A 19,353-nucleotide genomic window follows, 5' to 3' on the forward strand; every position below is an offset into this window, starting at 1 on the left:
TCCCTATAATGCGACCCCACTGAGACGGCAGAGCGCAACGCATAGCGAGGCACGAGCTACTCAGTGAGTCGAGTAAAACTTAGTTTCGAAAACTTTCAAGTTTAGCGAAATTAAGTGTTGACAAAAAAATAGGAAAGCGTAATATGCGCAGCCCTAGCGAGATAAAGTTTAACGCTTTAATCGCAACGTTCTTTAACAATATAAAGCAATCATCTGTGTGGGCACTCGTACAGATTGAGTTCTAACAGCCAAGCTACTTAGGTAGTGAGGCAAACAAATTTAGAGTCTCAATTGAAACTGAGTGACCAACAGCAATAACTTACTTAGGTTTTACTTAAGGAAAGAATTGCAGCACAGTCAATTCAATATCGAAAGATATTAAATAAATTCAGAATTCATTGAGCTGTCGAAAGACATAAAACTTTTTAATTGAAGAGTTTGATCATGGCTCAGATTGAACGCTGGCGGCAGGCCTAACACATGCAAGTCGAGCGGTAACAGAAAGTAGCTTGCTACTTTGCTGACGAGCGGCGGACGGGTGAGTAATGCTTGGGAACATGCCTTGAGGTGGGGGACAACAGTTGGAAACGACTGCTAATACCGCATAATGTCTACGGACCAAAGGGGGCTTCGGCTCTCGCCTTTAGATTGGCCCAAGTGGGATTAGCTAGTTGGTGAGGTAATGGCTCACCAAGGCGACGATCCCTAGCTGGTTTGAGAGGATGATCAGCCACACTGGGACTGAGACACGGCCCAGACTCCTACGGGAGGCAGCAGTGGGGAATATTGCACAATGGGCGCAAGCCTGATGCAGCCATGCCGCGTGTGTGAAGAAGGCCTTCGGGTTGTAAAGCACTTTCAGTCAGGAGGAAAGGTTAGTAGTTAATACCTGCTAGCTGTGACGTTACTGACAGAAGAAGCACCGGCTAACTCCGTGCCAGCAGCCGCGGTAATACGGAGGGTGCGAGCGTTAATCGGAATTACTGGGCGTAAAGCGTACGCAGGCGGTTTGTTAAGCGAGATGTGAAAGCCCCGGGCTCAACCTGGGAACTGCATTTCGAACTGGCAAACTAGAGTGTGATAGAGGGTGGTAGAATTTCAGGTGTAGCGGTGAAATGCGTAGAGATCTGAAGGAATACCGATGGCGAAGGCAGCCACCTGGGTCAACACTGACGCTCATGTACGAAAGCGTGGGGAGCAAACAGGATTAGATACCCTGGTAGTCCACGCCGTAAACGATGTCTACTAGAAGCTCGGAACCTCGGTTCTGTTTTTCAAAGCTAACGCATTAAGTAGACCGCCTGGGGAGTACGGCCGCAAGGTTAAAACTCAAATGAATTGACGGGGGCCCGCACAAGCGGTGGAGCATGTGGTTTAATTCGATGCAACGCGAAGAACCTTACCTACACTTGACATACAGAGAACTTACCAGAGATGGTTTGGTGCCTTCGGGAACTCTGATACAGGTGCTGCATGGCTGTCGTCAGCTCGTGTTGTGAGATGTTGGGTTAAGTCCCGCAACGAGCGCAACCCCTATCCTTAGTTGCTAGCAGGTAATGCTGAGAACTCTAAGGAGACTGCCGGTGATAAACCGGAGGAAGGTGGGGACGACGTCAAGTCATCATGGCCCTTACGTGTAGGGCTACACACGTGCTACAATGGCGCATACAGAGTGCTGCGAACCTCGCGAAGAGTAAGCGAATCACTTAAAGTGCGTCGTAGTCCGGATTGGAGTCTGCAACTCGACTCCATGAAGTCGGAATCGCTAGTAATCGCGTATCAGAATGACGCGGTGAATACGTTCCCGGGCCTTGTACACACCGCCCGTCACACCATGGGAGTGGGTTGCTCCAGAAGTAGATAGTCTAACCCTCGGGAGGACGTTTACCACGGAGTGATTCATGACTGGGGTGAAGTCGTAACAAGGTAGCCCTAGGGGAACCTGGGGCTGGATCACCTCCTTATACGATTTAGAACTTATTTGTTCGTAGTGTCCACACAGATGATTGTTAGTTAGTTTTACTCTTTGAGTTTACTAATTAATATGCTCTTTAAAAATTTGGAAAAGCTGATAATAAAATTCGTATGAATACATTGTATTTGTACAGAGTTTTCAAAAGTAAAAAAGAATGATAGCAGTATCATTCAGTGCCATTTAATCCTCGGATTAATTGGTATCTACTTTAGTATTCAATATTAACTTCTGGCGAAGTTAAACTGTCACAAAACAAAGACCCGTTTGGGTTGTATGGTTAAGTGACTAAGCGTACACGGTGGATGCCTTGGCAGTTGGAGGCGATGAAGGACGTATTAACTTGCGATAAGCCTAGTCAAGCTAGTAAAAAGCACTTGAGACTAGGATTTCCGAATGGGGAAACCCACCTGCTTGCAGGTATCGTTAACTGAATACATAGGTTAACGAGGCGAACGCGGAGAACTGAAACATCTAAGTACCCGTAGGAAAAGAAATCAACCGAGATTCCGATAGTAGCGGCGAGCGAAATCGGAACAGCCCTTAAGCTTATTATGTGTTAATGGAAGGCTCTGGAAAGTGCCACGATACAGGGTGATAGTCCCGTACATGAAAACGCATTTTAAGTGAAATCGAGTAGGTCGGAGCACGTGAAACTTTGACTGAATATAGGTGGACCATCATCTAAGGCTAAATACTCCCAACTGACCGATAGTGAACCAGTACCGTGAGGGAAAGGCGAAAAGAACCCCTGTGAGGGGAGTGAAATAGAACCTGAAACCGTGTACGTACAAGCAGTAGGAGCCCTTCGAGGGTGACTGCGTACCTTTTGTATAATGGGTCAGCGACTTATATTTTGTAGCGAGGTTAACCGATTAGGGTAGCCGTAGGGAAACCGAGTCTTAACTGGGCGAATAGTTGCAAGGTATAGACCCGAAACCCGGTGATCTAGCCATGGGCAGGTTGAAGGTTGAGTAACATCAACTGGAGGACCGAACCCACTAACGTTGAAAAGTTAGGGGATGACCTGTGGTTAGGAGTGAAAGGCTAATCAAACCGGGAGATAGCTGGTTCTCCCCGAAATCTATTTAGGTAGAGCCTCGGACGAATACTTACGGGGGTAGAGCACTGTTAAGGCTAGGGGGTCATCCCGACTTACCAACCCTTTGCAAACTCCGAATACCGTAAAGTAATATCCGGGAGACACACGGCGGGTGCTAACGTCCGTCGTGAAGAGGGAAACAACCCAGACCGCCAGCTAAGGTCCCAAAGTCATAGTTAAGTGGGAAACGATGTGGAAAGGCCCAGACAGCCAGGAGGTTGGCTTAGAAGCAGCCATCCTTTAAAGAAAGCGTAATAGCTCACTGGTCGAGTCGGTCTGCGCGGAAGATGTAACGGGGCTAAACTATGCACCGAAGCTGCGGATTCAGAATTTATTCTGAGTGGTAGGGGAGCGTTCTGTAAGCGGTTGAAGGTGTACCGGGAGGTATGCTGGACGTATCAGAAGTGCGAATGCTGACATGAGTAACGATAATGCGGGTGAAAAACCCGCACGCCGGAAGACCAAGGGTTCCTATCCCATGTTAATCAGGGTAGGGTAAGTCGACCCCTAAGGCGAGGCCGAAAGGCGTAGTCGATGGGAAACGGATTAATATTTCCGTACTTGGTATAATTGCGATGGGGGGACGGAGCAGGCTAAGCAAGCATGGCGATGGTAGTCCATGTGAAAGTGTGTAGGCTAGTGACTTAGGTAAATCCGGGTTGCTGTTAGGCTGAGACACGAGACGAGTCACCAAGGTGATGAAGTTGCTGATGCCATACTTCCAGGAAAAGCCTCTAAGCTTCAGATTATACCGAATCGTACCCCAAACCGACACAGGTGGTCAGGTAGAGAATACTAAGGCGCTTGAGAGAACTCGGGTGAAGGAACTAGGCAAAATCGTACCGTAACTTCGGGAGAAGGTACGCTCCGATTGGTGATGAGACTTGCTCTCTAAGCTGATTGGAGCCGCAGTGACCAGGTGGCTGGGACTGTTTATTAAAAACACAGCACTGTGCAAAATCGCAAGATGACGTATACGGTGTGACACCTGCCCGGTGCCGGAAGGTTAATTGATGGGGTTATCTTCGGAGAAGCTCTTGATCGAAGCCCCGGTAAACGGCGGCCGTAACTATAACGGTCCTAAGGTAGCGAAATTCCTTGTCGGGTAAGTTCCGACCTGCACGAATGGTGTAACCATGGCCACGCTGTCTCCACCCGAGACTCAGTGAAATTGAAATCGCAGTGAAGATGCTGTGTACCCGCGGCTAGACGGAAAGACCCCGTGAACCTTTACTACAGCTTGGCACTGAACATTGAACCTACATGTGTAGGATAGGTGGGAGACTTAGAAGCAGAGACGCTAGTTTTTGTGGAGTCGTCCTTGAAATACCACCCTTGTAGTTTTGATGTTCTAACGTTGGCCCCTGAATCGGGGTTACGGACAGTGCCTGGTGGGTAGTTTGACTGGGGCGGTCTCCTCCCAAAGAGTAACGGAGGAGCACGAAGGTTGGCTAAGTACGGTCGGACATCGTACGGTTAGTGTAATGGTAGAAGCCAGCTTAACTGCGAGACAGACACGTCGAGCAGGTACGAAAGTAGGTCATAGTGATCCGGTGGTTCTGAATGGAAGGGCCATCGCTCAACGGATAAAAGGTACTCCGGGGATAACAGGCTGATACCGCCCAAGAGTTCATATCGACGGCGGTGTTTGGCACCTCGATGTCGGCTCATCACATCCTGGGGCTGAAGTCGGTCCCAAGGGTATGGCTGTTCGCCATTTAAAGTGGTACGCGAGCTGGGTTTAGAACGTCGTGAGACAGTTCGGTCCCTATCTGCCGTGGGCGTTTGAGAATTGAGAGGGGTTGCTCCTAGTACGAGAGGACCGGAGTGAACGAACCGCTGGTGTTCGGGTTGTCATGCCAATGGCATTGCCCGGTAGCTACGTTCGGAACTGATAAGCGCTGAAAGCATCTAAGCGCGAAGCAGGCCTCGAGATGAGTTCTCACTAGACTTTTAAAGTCTCTGAAGGGCCGTTGAAGACTACAACGTTGATAGGCAAGATGTGGAAGTGGTGTGAGCCATTAAGCTAACTTGTACTAATTACCCGTGAGGCTTAACCATACAACGCCAAACGCGTTTTATGTGATAGTGAAACAAGCGAAGAAGTTAATATAACTAAAGTAGATACTAGAAGACTTTATTATCAGAATTCCAAATTTTAGTTAGTGCGTAGTAATACGGACTGACACCAAATTTGCTTGGTGACAATAGCGTTTTGGACCCACCTGACCCCATGCCGAACTCAGTAGTGAAACGAAACAGCGCCGATGATAGTGTAGCATTTGTTATGTGAAAGTAGGTCATTACCAGGCTCCAAATACAAGAAAGCCCGACTCGAAAGAGCCGGGCTTTTTTACGTCTACAGAAAAGTGAAAATATCAGCCGTCAGCTATCAGTTGCACTGCGTTAACCTGACCACCGCAGCCTGGGTTGAGTATCACGAAGCCCATGGGCAAAATAGCGCACCGACTCTAAATACAAGCAAGCCCGATTCAAGAGTCGGGCTTTTACGGGTGTAAAGGAAGCATTCTTAAAACAGTCCATAGGCTTCAGTTTCTTGCTCTTGAGCGCTGCTAGATGGTTCAAGCTCTTTGGGCTTAAATATTGCGCTAGGATCAATAAGTACACTATGTTTATCAGCGAGTTTGATCAGTCCATACATCATGCTTCTTGTTTGGGGGTCAATATCAAAACCAACTTCGGTAAGCTTATCTAGTGGTTTAATATCTTCTTGTTTATATTCAATATTATCTTCAACCTTATCAACTAATAGGCCTACATGGGGGGTCATGCCATCTTTAGTGGTAAACACAATAATAGGTTTATAATCTAAAGTGATTTGTTCTATTGCAGAGCCGAATAAACGCTCTAGGTGAATAAGATCATGTCGCCTTATAATCTCAAGTTGAGTACTAACTTGTTTGCTGTTGCCTTTTTTATATGCATCTATTGCACTGGTCAATTTGTGTAGAAGCGATTTAAACGGGTCATCAAAGCGTGACATAGTATTTTTTAATTCATCGTTATCTGTTTTAAACTCTGTATAAAACTGTTCAAAATCAGTAAGCTCATACTGATTCGCCTTTAACGAGCTTTGCGAAACGAGTAGTTCTTGCTCTAATTTATTAAACCAAGCAATTAGTTGTTTTTGCCAAGATTTAAGTTGCTTTAAAGCATCTAAATTACTGCGCTCAGTAGAAACTCCATTTAAAATGATTCCAAGATCAAATACAGGGGTTGGGATCCCCATATAATCTTTAACGCCCAAAAAGCTTTTATTGTCGTTAGGTAACACCGTGAGGTTATTATTAAATTGTTCCGTTAATAAGATATCAAGAATCTTAAGTGAAATGGTTTTATAACCCACTTTAAAGTTAATTAAGTCCATAGTTTCCTCACATACTTAGTTTGTATATTAAGGATAGAACAATATTTGGAAGGTACTTATTTATTCACATAATAAGAGCGATATACATTACGTTTATTTTCATTTTTTGTATCAATAAAAAACTTTTTGATTATTTTATCATTTGTTAACAGTGAATTAAGCTCTTTCATTAGGCACGAGTGTTTAAGCGGTAATTTGCAGTTTGCTGCAGCCCTACTAAATGCCATCGCATTAATATAACCTTCAAAATGAAGACGGTTGGGTTTTGTAATCTTGTTTGCTTGCATATCGGCCAAAAATTCATTACAAAAATTATCATTACATGTGAGTGGATTAGGAACAATTTCTGTAACCATAATATGTGAGGGTGTGGTTACTTCATCAAATAAGTCAAAGCTAGGTACAAAAGAAACACTGGTATAATCTGGGGCAAAATTCTTCGCATGTGCACTGTTTATAAATTCACCAAGTGGTGCGTAGGTGCCAACTAAACAGATAGCTGTCACCCCACTGGCTTGTAAGGCATTAAGCGCTGATGCTACATCATGACTATTACGTTGATAACGCGCGACTTTTATAGGCGACAGATCATATTTTGCTAGTTCTTTCCTTAGCCCCGATTCTACGTACAAGCCAAACTCATCTGCTTGAATAAATAGCCCTATCTTTGTATGTTTGCGCTCCTCTACTAAGTATTTAATTTGCTCTGCTGCTTCGTCATTGTAGCTTGCTTTTAAATTAAATATGTTAGCTCGTGATTTATCATGTAGGAAGCTTGCCCCGCTAAAAGGCATTAAGAACGGAATTTTTGATTGCTCTAGTAAAGGTATAATAGCATGGCTGGTTGGGGTGCCCATGGCACCAAACAATGCATCGACTTTGTCGGAATAAATAAAAGTACGGGTATTATTAACAGTTTGCTTTGGTTCGTAATTATCGTTAGCAACTAGAAGTTGTACCTCCGCGCCATTTATTCCGCCGGCATTATTAACCTTGTTAAAGTAAATGCTACTGCCTTTATGCAATTGTAGGCCAATATTTTGAGCCGGTCCGCTAAGCGCTGTAGACATGCCAAGTTTAATAACTTTGCTATTATCTTGCTCTGCATAGGCTATAGGCTGCCCTAAGGCTAAAGCAATGGAGGCAATGCTAAGGTGTATTATTATGCGAAGTGCGCTCATACCAGTTATCTACAGCCTTTTTTAATAATATATTAAACAGCTTTATGCCATTCACCCCTAGCTCAGTTTGGATATTTTTAGGTGTCCAATTTTGTAATACTAGCCTAATAAAAACAGATTGGAAATTATCCTCATCATTTGGCAAGCTAAGAGGAGATGCCCAAAAGCTTCGCCATAGTAAAGGTGTAATATTAAATAGCTGATAGTCACTTGTTAACATAGACTTTAATCTTGATTGATCAGCTATGCTATTGGTATGAGTATTAAAGCGTGAAACAATTTTTGCTACCAGTTTATAATCTAGCTGACTAAAATGGCTGAGCAATTGCAAAGGAAAATCAGCTTCGAACTGGGCTGTTAATTGTTCTAGTAGTTGGTCATTTTTAGTTAAGCTCTTAATAACTAATGCGCTATGTTCACCCGTTGCCTTATCTTTTTGAAAACCCAGCTTTACCAAATTAAAGTCATTATTTTGCCAAAAACTAAGTAATTGCGCATTAGCACCAAAGCTAGCACCAAACCAATCACACTCTTTCTGTAATTGCTGTTCACAGTAATGAAGTAATTGTGTTCCTAGGTGCTTATTGTGCTGCTCTGGGTCAATGGCAATTCGCACCACGCGAGCGCAGTATTGTTTTAATACCTCAGGGTTAAAGCTTAATTGTGCAAGGCTTTGCGCCATTAAGTGCCCTTGAGGGCGGCGCTTACCTTGCACTACTTCATCACTCAACGATGTAGTAAAGCCACCTTCTATCGCTACTAAACACACACCAAGAATATTATCACCTTGTTGACAAACAAATAGGCGTTGCCCAGCGGCATCTAGTAAGTGACGTAAGTCATTCACACTGGTTTGATAATGTGCCAGTGTTAGTAAGCCAACAACTTGATGAAGCAGTGGCTCGTCGTTAGTAAGTTGATTTGCTTGCAGATGCTTAAATTGTAGGGGAGCAGTATTCAAACTAGCGCTGTGATGTTCTGCATCCAAAGCTAAGAGTGTACGAAGGTGCAGCTCTAAAGGATCGTGCTTTGCAAAACGGATTGGCTGCTCAAGACTGATGCTACGCATGTTTTTAAAATGCGTTTTGAGGTAACTAGTAAACTTTAAAATATAACCGCGACCATTACCTTCATAGCCAATCATAGTGCTTGAAAAGACCACGCGAGGATAAAGGTGAAGAATTTTTATGAGAATTGGAACAGGGATTGCTGCTGCTTCATCAATTAATAGCAAATCGCACTGCGGTTGTTCGTTCAGTAGTTGATCAGGCGCCACATAGTGCATGTTTGCAATGTGTTTATCGCCAGCTCGATAATCTATATCAAGCTCACTCGCTAAGTGCTTAAAACTACTGTGCAAAGCACGAAATTGCATAGAGCAAATAAGTATGTTTTTATCGCTGAGTTTACTTGCTGCAATACCTAATGCGGCTGATTTTCCTCTCCCCCGATCTGCATTAATTAATAATGGTCGATTTGCTCGTCCGTTTGCCGTTTTTATTATTAATTCAATACACTGTTGTTGCTCGGTAAAGTCAATTTCACCAGTTGATAGATTCGTATCGGTAATACACTGCCAACCATTTTGCTGGCTAAAATGCAGTAAAGTAGTTTTGCTTAGTAAGTGAGCTAAGCGTTGATTAAAAAAGCTGTAAGGGTGCATTTGCCCAAAAGATTGAAATAAGGGAAGGGCATCATCACACCAGTGTTCAAGTTCTTTAAGTTCGGGTAGCAATATAATTAAAAAACCACCTGCTTGCACAACGCCACTGAGCGCGGCTAGTTTATCTGGCACCAGTCCACTGTAGCCGTCATAAACAGCATGGGCGCACTCTTGCCCTAAAATTTGGTGGGTATGCTCTGGCCAATGTGCATTAATTAAATGAGTGCTTTTAGACAGCACAAAGGAGGGTTGCTGTAAATGAACAAGCAGCTGAGTGCATTGCTCATAACACCAGTTTTTATCGCCTGTAAGCAGCAGTAACTGGCGATGTTTCGCATTCGCAAGTTGTTGCTGTACACGCTCTACAACGCGCTTAAACGGCTTGTAATCTTGCATAAGCTGTTACTAACCACTTACTGCCTAAGTCGTCAAAGTTAACTTGTACGCGAGATTGTGCGCCACTGCCTTCGTAGTTGAGTACGGTGCCAATGCCAAACTTTGCATGCAGCACGCGTTGACCTAAGTTAAATCCGCTTTCTTCAAATGCAGCATGGCTAACCGATGCGCTAAAGCGACCGGCTGCAGGCGGACGAGATACTTGCGTTTTTATGCGAATTTCTTCTACGCAGTCCTCAGGTATTTCACGTAAAAAGCGCGATGGGCTGTGATATTTCTCTTGGCCATATAAACGGCGGCTTTCGGCATGGCTTATATAGAGCTTATCCATAGCGCGGGTCATACCCACGTAACAAAGGCGGCGCTCTTCTTCTAAACGGCCGGTTTCTTCATTACTTTGCTGAGATGGAAACATACCTTCTTCAACACCGACCATAAACACTAAAGGAAACTCCAAACCTTTAGCTGAGTGAAGCGTCATCATTTGTACGGCGTCTTCATGCTCATCGGCTTGGCCTTCGCCAGACTCAAGTGAGGTGTAAGCTAAAAAGCCTTGTAGTGGCGAGCTAAACTCTTCCTCTTCAGGGAGTTCATACTGATCGCAGGCACTAATTAATTCTTCTAAGTTTTCTACTCGAGCGCGGCCTTTTTCGCCTTTTTCAGCCTGATACATAGCCATTAACCCTGAGGTTTGAATCGCGTATTTAGCTTGCTCATGCAGCGTTAAGTCACTAATTTTATCTTCAATATGCTCAATAAGTTCGACAAACTTGGCAACCGCTCCTGATGCACGCCCCGATAAATGCTGTTGTTCTACAATGGCTTTAGCGGCATACCAAAGCGGCAAAGATTCAGCTCGAGCGCAGTCACGAATATGGCTTAATGTTTTGTCGCCAATGCCTCGGGCTGGGGTATTGATTACACGCTCAAATGCCGCATCATCTTGGCGGTTACCCACTAAGCGTAAGTATGAGAGGGCATCTTTAATTTCTTGACGTTCGAAGAATCGCATACCACCATAAATTCGGTATTTTAAACCTTCTTGTAGCATCGCTTCTTCAAGCACCCGCGATTGCGCATTACTACGATATAAAATAGCCGCATCTTGTAGTGCGTTCCCCGCATTTAGCCAGCTGCGTAATTTGCTACTCACAAAGCGCGCTTCATCTAGCTCGTTAAAGGCGGCATAAATAGAAATAGGTTCGCCGTCGTTACCGTCAGTCCACAAGCTTTTACCCATACGCTCGGAGTTATTCTGTATAAGTGCATTAGACGCTTTAAGAATGGTGGCAGTCGAGCGATAGTTTTGCTCAAGGCGAATTGTCTCTGCATCAAAGTCTGTTAAAAAGCGTTTGATATTTTCAATTTTAGCGCCACGCCAACCGTAAATACTTTGGTCATCATCACCTACAATCATAATACTACTAGTGTCGCCAGCAAGTAATTTTAGCCATGCATACTGAATAGTATTGGTATCTTGAAACTCGTCTACTAGCATGTGTGCAAAGCGCTGCTGATAATGACGAAGCAGGGTTGGGTTGTTTTTAAGAACCTCATAGCTGCGTAGTAATATTTCAGCAAAATCAACTAGGCCCGCTCTATCACAAGCTTCTTGATAGGCTGCGTAAACGCGCAACATCATTTGCTCGTTAATATCGTATGCCTGAATATCTTTAGGGCGCAGAGCTTCGTCTTTTTTAGCGCTTATGTACCAACCAAACTGTTTGGCTGGCCATTTTTTATCATCAATATTCATAGATTTTAACAAACGCTTGATCATACGAAGCTGATCGTCAGAGTCTAAAATTTGAAAGGCTTCAGGTAAATTTGCTTCACGGTGATGTGCCCGTAAAATTCGGTGCGATAAACCATGGAAAGTACCAATCCACATGCCGCCAACAGGGGCTTTTAGAGTTTCTTCAACCCTTGAGCGCATCTCTTTAGCGGCTTTATTGGTAAAGGTTACCGCAAAAATACTGTAGGCAGAGGCTTGCTCTACTTGCATTAACCAGGCAATACGATGAACCAATACTCGAGTTTTACCTGAACCTGCTCCTGCTAATACCAGCATGTTTTGTAATGGCGCTGCAACGGCATCGCGTTGTTTATCATTTAAGCCATCGAGTAATTCTGAAACGTCCATCGTTACGCCTTTTTAATCAATAATGAGAGCAGTATAACAGGTGTTTTTGTTAGGCTAAATAAAATACTGTTTTTATAAACAGCTATTTATAAAATAGGTATTTAAGTTGTTGAATAGAGAACAGTATAAACTGAGCAAGTAACTAAAATAGCTATTTAAAATTGCTAATTTGACTTATTTTTGGCAAAAAATACTAAAGCGATAAATTCGTAATAATTTAACTGTATGATTTGTAAGCCTTAATAAATTGGCATAAAGTGTGTAAGTATAAATAATAAGTACAAATACAAAATTAATTAAACTACAGAGGTTAGTATGTCTCAACAAGGTTCTGGCGGAAATGTAATAGCCGCTCTATGTAATATTTTTTTCCCAGGTTTAGGGCAGTTGGTGCAGGGTCGTATTTTATCGGCGCTGGTGTTTGCCATTTTGGTTTTTGGCGGTTACGCGTTATGGTTCTTAGTTGTTCCAGCTATTGTTGGAGCCGTATTCCATTTATGGGCAATTATTGATGCTGCCCGCTATCGCTCAGGCGGTTAGCTATATTGATGATACTAAATAACCTGAACTCTGGATAATAAATCTATCTCTAGCAGCTATTTTGAGCGCTAACTGCGTTGAATTTACTTGCAATAGACTAGCTATTGACGCGTAATTTCGCCTTGTTTTCACTGAAAATCTCTGGCTAGAGAAAATAAACATAAATATCATTTTATTCAATATGTTAGTAAATCTCTTAACCAGAGTTCAGGTTAAGTAGCGCCTTGCGGCGCTATTTTTGTATCTGGCTTGCGTTATTCATAACTGACTAGGTTATAATCTGTTGTAATTAGCAGTACTGGAATAAAGTTATGGAATACCAATTTATTCGCGACCCTATTAGTGGGTTAAGAATTAAAATAAGCAGCGAGCATGCGATTATAGGCCGTTGGTTAAATGAAGAAATAGGCAAAGACAAAGTGGCTATGGTGCTGGCGCTTATTAGCTCGGTGAGTTCAAGCTTTGAACCGTTAACACTTAAAGGCCAAGAAATTGACCTGCTCCTTTCTAAAGATGAAGCGTTATTTGAAGCGCATGCGCTGCATCAAGATAACGAAGATATATTAGCCTACCAAGATGACGAATTAATGCTTGAAGAGAATGATTTAAGCAGCGGTTGTGGTTTTGAAGACTTTGTTGACCTGATCAACTCATGGCATGAGTTTTCGGCTGGTCGTTAAGTTATATTATCTGTATTATTACCCTAATTATAAATCCAACAGTGGAACCAATATGTCTGCGAATTTAAACAAGCTAGTTGTTATGCTAGAAATGCAAAATGCCATGAATACTAAAGTACATGAGCAATGGTTTAGCCAAGGCTTTGAATGGTACAGAGCTATTTGGGTTGAATGTGCAGAAATGTTAGACCATTACGGTTGGAAATGGTGGAAAAAACAAACACCAGATACTGAACAGGTGATTTTAGAGCTGGTTGATATTTTTCATTTTGGCTTATCGTTGCGTATTGACGGTGAGACTAGCTACGAGCAAATAGCAACAAAACTACAAGCCGAAATGAGTGCACCACAACAAGGTGATGACTTTAAACAAACGCTTGAATTACTAGCGGCCAGTGCTGTTGCCAATAAAACCTTTGATGCAGCCGCCTTTGCTGGTTGTATGGCGCAAATAGGCATGGATATTGATGATTTATACCGTGGTTATGTAGGTAAAAATACGCTTAACTTTTTCCGCCAAGATCATGGCTACAAAGATGGCAGCTACATTAAAGTATGGGATGGTCAAGAAGATAACGAACACTTAGTAGAAGTAGTTAAAAGCCTTGATACTGAACATGCAGATTTTGCAAAACAGGTATATCAAGGCTTAGTAGCGCGTTACCCTCAGGGCGAATAAGCTAAATAAGCTAAATAAGCTAAATAAGCTAAATAAGCTTACGGTAATCGGTGACGCTTAAGTAATCGGTTATATCGTTATGTGGTTGCTGACTATTAGGGTTAGCAACCGCAAGTAAATGCTCAATGCCGTATTCTCGTGCGGCATGTAATACCGGTAAGCTGTCATCTACAAATAAAGTGCGGCGTTTATCAAACCCCAAGTCCCCTTGCACTTTATGCCACAAGCTTTGTTGCTCTTTACTTACTCCATATTCATGCGTTGACACCACCCCGTCTAAATAATTATCAATAGCGGTATGCTCAAATTTAAGCATCACGCATTCAGGATGAGCATTGGTAAGTAAAATGAGCTCTTTACCTGCACGTCGAAGTTCAGTTAAAAAATGCGGAACGTCTTCACGAATTTTGATTAAGTGGGCAGACTGGCGCTTTAGTTCGAGAATAGGTAAGTTTAGCTGTGCTTCCCAATAGTCAGAGCAGTACCACTGAATTTTGCCACTCACAGCCTGATAGCGTTTTAAGATATCTGCGCGGGCTTCCTCAAAACTGATATTTTGAGCCAGAGCATGTTGTTGGGGTACAACATTGAGCCAAAAGTCAGTGTCGTAATGTAAATCAAGTAAAGTTCCATCCATGTCGAGTAATACAGTATCGATTTTTGACCAGTTGAGCATGATGTATCCTTATGAAAACTACTTTTTGAAATGAATAAGTTGCGATGAAGTAGATTAATGAACTTTGTTAATTGAGTTATTAAGGTATAAATCCGACAATGTTATATTAAGAGCGTATTCGTAGCCTAAAATAAAGAATTAACCTTAGCTAAACCCGAGAATTATTTGCTCAATTAAATTGCTTTTAATTCAAACTGAAACTCGCATCTTATACTCATTTGGGTATATGATTAGTATAACTGCAATGATAGCAAATTGATGCCCATGACACAGAAAAAGCACCCAACACCACCACAAATTCTCAGTAATAATGTTGTCGCTAAAAGTCGCTTATTTACTGTGGAGTCTTTAGAGCTTAAGTTTTCAAATAACGAAGAGCGTCAGTATGAGCGAATTCGCGGCGGTGGTCGTGGAGCCGTTATGATTGTACCTATGACCACTGAAAATGAGTTATTACTGGTTCGTGAGTATTGTGCAGGCACCAATGACTATCAGTTAGGGTTTCCCAAAGGGCTCATTGACCTAGGTGAAACGCCTGAACAGGCTGCAAACAGAGAGCTCAAAGAAGAAATTGGCTTTGGCGCTGAATACTTTAAACCGCTTAAAACGGTCACTATGGCACCGAGCTATTTTAACGCAACCATGCATATTTTGTTTGCTAAAAATTTATATCCTGAAACCTTACTAGGCGATGAGCCTGAGCCCTTAGTGGTGGTGAAATGGCCACTTTCACAGTGGCAGTCGTTATTAGAACAACCTGACTTTACTGAAGCACGTAGTGTTGCGGCTCTGCTATTATTAGATAAGTATTTAGCCTCAGGAGACATTAATGAATAAACTTCTAGAGCCATGTATTGAGCTTGCGCAAAGTGCAGGGGATGCCATTATGTCTTTGTATAAAAAAGACGATATTGGTCAGCAAGAAAAATCAGATAATACGCCAGTAACAAAAGCAGATTTAGCTGCAAATGATGTGCTCGTGGCGGGTTTAAATGCGCTTGCTCCTGACATTCCAATTATGTCAGAAGAAACCCCCATTCCAGCGTTGCAAGATAGACAGCACTGGCAACGTTATTGGTTGCTTGACCCAATGGATGGCACCGGTGAATTTATACTCGAAAGTGGTGACTTTGCCGTTAATATTGCATTGATAGAAAATAACCACCCAGTGTTGGGGGTTATTCATTGGCCAGCAAAGGGCGTGACCTATTATGCAACGGCTAAAAATGGGGCATTTAAGCGTGAAGGTGAGCACGATAAACAAATATTTGTAGCACCGCCCGAGAGTTTAACTTTGGCTGTAAGCCGCCGCCAAAAAATAGAAGCAGTTAGCCAGTATCTAAATGCGCAATTTGCAACGGTGGCTTTAGGTTCGTGTTCACTTAAGGCGTGTATTGTTGCTGAGGGTAAAGCAGATTGTTTTTTAAGAATAGGTCCTACAGGTGAGTGGGATACGGGTGCATCGCAAGTTATTGTTGAAGAAGCGGGCGGCTGTATTACCGACGCTGAATTTAATCCTTTAACGTATAACCAAAGAGAAAGTACAGAAAATCCGGATTTTATTGTTATGGGTCATCCCGACTGGGAGTGGCAAAAAATGATAAATCCACATCAGCGATTACTGTAAATACCACTGTTTGATGGGTTTTTGTTCACTTAAACGTTTTTAATTAGTAAAACCTTGCATTATAGGTTTATTCCTATATTATAGCGCTCTCTTCGAAACAGGCTTGTGAATAACACAATACTGTTACTAAGAAATTACAGGCGCGGGATGGAGCAGTCTGGTAGCTCGTCGGGCTCATAACCCGAAGGTCGTTGGTTCAAATCCGGCTCCCGCAACCATTTTTATTGAAATTTGGTTTCTGTAAAACTCTAACTTAAGAGCATAAATTAAGTAGTCGATAGACTTTAAATATACAGGCGCGGGATGGAGCAGCCTGGTAGCTCGTCGGGCTCATAACCCGAAGGTCGTCGGTTCAAATCCGGCTCCCGCAACCAATTTTCTTTAGAGGATTGGAAGCCAAGTTGTAATGTAAGCAACTATAAATAAATCTGCAATTTCAGGCGCGGGATGGAGCAGTCTGGTAGCTCGTCGGGCTCATAACCCGAAGGTCGTCGGTTCAAATCCGGCTCCCGCAACCACTGAAATAAACAGTTATAGTAAAGCAACACGCCTAAAGCGTGTTTTTTTATGCCTAAAATTCAGTGAAATGGGTAGCTCGTCGGTCTCAGCTCTGCATTAGCCAGCAAAGGTCGTCGGTTCAAATCCGGCTCCCGCAACCACTGAAATAAACAGTTATAGTAAAGCAACACGCCTAAAGCGTGTTTTTTTATGCCTGAAATTCAGTGAAGTAAATAGCTCATCGGTCTCAGCTCTTCATTAGAACGCAAAGGTCGTCGGTTCGCTCCTTACAAACTCTGGCTCCCGCAACCACTGAAATAATATGTTTTATTAAATCGACACGCTAAAGCGTGTTTTTTTATGCCTGAAATTCAGTGAAGTAAATAGCTCGTCGGTCTCAACTTTCCATTAGCCAGCAAAGGTCGTCTATTAAATTCCGGCTCCCGCAACCACTGAAGTAACATGTTTTATTAAATCGACACTCTATAAGAGTGTTTTTTTATGCCTAAAATTCATATTCCCTCACGCTATTTTTAACACGTATACCTGCTGTTCTTTTCTAATTCTACTTTTTGAAAGTGTTATTGCTGAATATTTAGTATGCTATGCACTAAACTCTTTAAAACTTTTTGTAATCAAAATTATGACTGAACTTTATCACTGGTTTGATTTAATAGGTGTGGCGGTATTTGCTATCTCAGGCACCTTGGTAGCCTATGAAAAGAAAATGGATGGCTTTGGTGTAGTTGTACTTGCAACTGTTACGGCTATTGGCGGCGGTACCGTTCGCGATGTGATACTCGACCAGCCCGTATTTTGGTTACACGACCAAAGCTACTTCTACGCTATTTTGGTGGCGGTTCTGGTTACTACACGACTGATCAATAAGCAAAAATCCATTCCATACTATGTATTGCAAACCGCTGACGCGTTTGGCTTAGCCTTTTTTGCGGTCATGGGAGCGCAAAAAGCGCAATTGGCTGGTATGCCAGATATGACGGTTGTGATTATGGCTGTAATAACCCCCTGTTTTGGTGGGCTTATTCGCGACGTGCTTGCCCGCGATATTCCAATGCTGCTTAAAGGTGAGCTGTATGCTATTACCTGTATTGCTGGTGGCATTGTCTATACATTAAGTATCAACCTATCGTTAACGGTGGAAGTGGCAATGATTCTGAGTATGCTAATGACCTTATTGCTACGTTTTTCGGCGATTAAATGGAAGATTATATTACATGTTTTCAAATATCCTGACTAAACTGGGTTAATACAGCTGTTAACTAGGATAAGGAATGTCGTTAGCCCGTATATTTTCTCGCGCGCAGGTGGGGATAAACGCCCCCGAGGTGATGGTTGAAGTACATTTAGGGAATGGTTTACCCGCCTTTCATATCGTCGGCTTACCTGAGGCGTCGGTTAAAGAGGCCAAGGATAGAGTACGTAGTGCTCTAGAAAACTCGCAATTTGGATTTCCCGATCAGCGTATTACCGTTAATTTAGCACCTGCCGATCTTCCTAAGGATGGAGGGCGATTTGACCTTGCGATTGCGGTAGGTATTTTGGTCGCATCGGGTCAAATAGTCTGCCCTGATATTCATAAGTATGAATTTTACGGTGAGCTTGCACTTAATGGTGAAATACGGGCGGTAAATGCCATTTTGCCTTCAGTGCTTGGTGCCAAAGAGCAAAATCGTTGTTGTTTTCTGCCTCTTGAAAATGACAGTTTGGCCAGCCTTGTCAGTGGTGTAAAGCGAAAAGCCGTCAGTTCTATACAAGAGGTGTGGGGAGACTTACTCAATCAACAACCTTTACCACTCAATATTGCCTACCCTGATTGCACCCAAGCGCCAGATTTTTTACTCGATTTAAGCGATGTAAAGGGCCAGCCTGGTGCAAAGCGTGTATTAGAAATTGCCGCTGCTGGTGGGCATAACTTATTGTTTTTAGGTCCACCAGGAACCGGAAAATCAATGCTTGCACAACGAATGGCCACCATAATGCCAACCATGTCTGATGATGAAGCCATTGATACTGCTGCTTTATATTCAATTATTGGCCACTCAATTGATTTAACCAATTGGCGTCAGCGACCGTTTCGTAACCCGCACCACACTTGTTCTGCAGTAGCGCTGGTGGGTGGCTCGTCTAACCCTAAACCCGGTGAAATATCGTTAGCGCATAATGGTGTGTTGTTTTTAGATGAGCTCCCTGAATTTGAGCGTAAAGTGCTAGACTCGCTACGCGAGCCAATGGAAACCGGAACAGTGACGATTTCGCGCGCGGCCAGACAAATGGAATTTCCAGCGCAGTTTCAGCTTATTGCAGCACTTAACCCTAGTCCAACTGGGTGTCATCATGATAAACGGGCGACACCCGATCAGGTAATGCGCTATTTATCGCGAGTATCGGGGCCGTTTATTGACAGAATTGATTTGCAAATTGAACTACCAAGGTTGAGCAGCGTGGAGCTACAAAGTACAACTACAGAAGAAACAAGTGCTGAGGTGAGGGCACGAGTAGAAGCAGCTTATGCAGTTCAGCTTAAACGCCAAGGTAAAGTAAATGCGCGGTTAAATAACAAAGAGATGAACTTGCACTGTGAGTTACCACCTGCAGAGCTGCAGTTTTTAGCCAGAGCCAGTGAAAAGCTGGCGCTATCGCCGCGCTCTTATCATAGAGTAATCAAAGTGGCGCGAACTATTAGTGATTTAAAAGGTGCGCCACAAATCAGTTTAAATGAGCTTAAAGAAGCGCTTAATTATCGGGCATTTGAGCGTTTATTATCGCAGTTAACCCAACACTAAGGCT

Annotated in this window: 12 protein-coding genes, 3 tRNA genes and 3 rRNA genes; 13 read left to right on the forward strand and 5 right to left on the reverse strand. The window is 43.1% G+C overall.

Annotated elements, in window-relative coordinates:
- Window positions 1-426: 426 nt before the first annotated feature.
- From ACNSN3_RS00005 to rrf, 3 genes are all read left to right on the forward strand, one after another.
- Window positions 427-1,964 (forward strand): 16S ribosomal RNA (locus ACNSN3_RS00005).
- Window positions 1,965-2,250: 286 nt separating this feature from the next.
- Window positions 2,251-5,135 (forward strand): 23S ribosomal RNA (locus tag ACNSN3_RS00010).
- Between the two features lie 136 nt (window positions 5,136-5,271).
- A 5S ribosomal RNA gene (rrf, locus tag ACNSN3_RS00015) occupies window positions 5,272-5,386 on the forward strand.
- The 16S, 23S and 5S rRNA genes sit together here, the layout of an rRNA operon.
- A gap of 218 nt (window positions 5,387-5,604) precedes the next feature.
- On the opposite strand, the gene ACNSN3_RS00020 is transcribed toward rrf, so the two are convergent.
- The 4 genes from ACNSN3_RS00020 to uvrD are packed head-to-tail and all read right to left on the reverse strand — an operon-like array spanning window position 5,605 to window position 11,845.
- Entirely contained in the window at window positions 5,605-6,462 is an 858-nt protein-coding gene (locus ACNSN3_RS00020; protein ID WP_075169514.1) for a chemotaxis protein, read from the reverse strand.
- Between the two features lie 56 nt (window positions 6,463-6,518).
- The gene (locus tag ACNSN3_RS00025; protein WP_418608046.1) at window positions 6,519-7,643 is read right to left on the reverse strand and encodes an ABC transporter substrate-binding protein; all 1,125 of its coding nucleotides are present in this window, start codon (window positions 7,641-7,643) and stop codon (window positions 6,519-6,521) included.
- On the reverse strand, window positions 7,612-9,702 hold the full coding sequence (locus tag ACNSN3_RS00030) for a GNAT family N-acetyltransferase (protein ID WP_418608047.1): 2,091 nt from the start codon (window positions 9,700-9,702) through the stop codon (window positions 7,612-7,614). The genes ACNSN3_RS00025 and ACNSN3_RS00030 overlap by 32 nt, the downstream gene beginning before the upstream one ends.
- Entirely contained in the window at window positions 9,680-11,845 is a 2,166-nt protein-coding gene (gene uvrD / locus ACNSN3_RS00035) for a DNA helicase II (protein WP_008108265.1), read from the reverse strand. The genes ACNSN3_RS00030 and uvrD overlap by 23 nt, the downstream gene beginning before the upstream one ends.
- A gap of 315 nt (window positions 11,846-12,160) precedes the next feature.
- On the opposite strand from uvrD, the gene ACNSN3_RS00040 reads away from it, so the two are divergent.
- From ACNSN3_RS00040 to ACNSN3_RS00050, 3 genes are all read left to right on the forward strand, one after another.
- Window positions 12,161-12,385 (forward strand): hypothetical protein, encoded by a 225-nt coding sequence (locus ACNSN3_RS00040; RefSeq protein ID WP_054202800.1) that lies wholly within the window; start codon window positions 12,161-12,163, stop codon window positions 12,383-12,385.
- A 311-nt stretch (window positions 12,386-12,696) separates the two neighbouring features.
- Entirely contained in the window at window positions 12,697-13,065 is a 369-nt protein-coding gene (locus ACNSN3_RS00045) for a YacL family protein (RefSeq protein WP_418608050.1), read from the forward strand.
- A 52-nt stretch (window positions 13,066-13,117) separates the two neighbouring features.
- A complete protein-coding gene (locus tag ACNSN3_RS00050; protein ID WP_054202799.1) occupies window positions 13,118-13,744 on the forward strand; it encodes a dUTP diphosphatase in 627 nt (208 codons plus the stop codon).
- A gap of 28 nt (window positions 13,745-13,772) precedes the next feature.
- Here the strand turns inward: ACNSN3_RS00050 and yrfG are convergent, their stop codons facing one another.
- Window positions 13,773-14,420, reverse strand: a complete 648-nt coding sequence (gene yrfG / locus ACNSN3_RS00055; RefSeq protein WP_054202798.1) for a GMP/IMP nucleotidase — start codon at window positions 14,418-14,420, stop codon at window positions 13,773-13,775.
- Window positions 14,421-14,684: 264 nt separating this feature from the next.
- On the opposite strand from yrfG, the gene nudE reads away from it, so the two are divergent.
- From nudE to ACNSN3_RS00090, 7 genes are all read left to right on the forward strand, one after another.
- On the forward strand, window positions 14,685-15,257 hold the full coding sequence (gene nudE / locus ACNSN3_RS00060; RefSeq protein ID WP_418608053.1) for an ADP compounds hydrolase NudE: 573 nt from the start codon (window positions 14,685-14,687) through the stop codon (window positions 15,255-15,257).
- Window positions 15,250-16,047 carry a 3'(2'),5'-bisphosphate nucleotidase CysQ gene (gene cysQ, locus ACNSN3_RS00065; protein ID WP_008108277.1) on the forward strand — a complete coding sequence of 266 codons (798 nt, stop codon included), beginning with the start codon at window positions 15,250-15,252 and terminating at the stop codon, window positions 16,045-16,047. The genes nudE and cysQ overlap by 8 nt, the downstream gene beginning before the upstream one ends.
- 141 nt (window positions 16,048-16,188) lie before the next feature.
- Window positions 16,189-16,265 (forward strand) — tRNA-Met (locus ACNSN3_RS00070).
- Window positions 16,266-16,344: 79 nt separating this feature from the next.
- Window positions 16,345-16,421: transfer RNA gene (locus ACNSN3_RS00075), tRNA-Met, on the forward strand.
- 67 nt (window positions 16,422-16,488) lie between these two features.
- A tRNA-Met gene (locus ACNSN3_RS00080) sits at window positions 16,489-16,565 on the forward strand.
- A 623-nt stretch (window positions 16,566-17,188) separates the two neighbouring features.
- The gene (locus tag ACNSN3_RS00085) at window positions 17,189-17,803 is read left to right on the forward strand and encodes a trimeric intracellular cation channel family protein (protein ID WP_008108278.1); all 615 of its coding nucleotides are present in this window, start codon (window positions 17,189-17,191) and stop codon (window positions 17,801-17,803) included.
- A gap of 34 nt (window positions 17,804-17,837) precedes the next feature.
- A complete protein-coding gene (locus ACNSN3_RS00090) occupies window positions 17,838-19,349 on the forward strand; it encodes a YifB family Mg chelatase-like AAA ATPase (protein WP_008108279.1) in 1,512 nt (503 codons plus the stop codon).
- Window positions 19,350-19,353: the final 4 nt, after the last annotated feature.

The sequence above is a fragment of the Pseudoalteromonas sp. US3C1004 genome (genome assembly GCF_048401065.1).
GTDB classification, from domain to species: Bacteria; Pseudomonadota; Gammaproteobacteria; order Enterobacterales; family Alteromonadaceae; genus Pseudoalteromonas; species Pseudoalteromonas undina.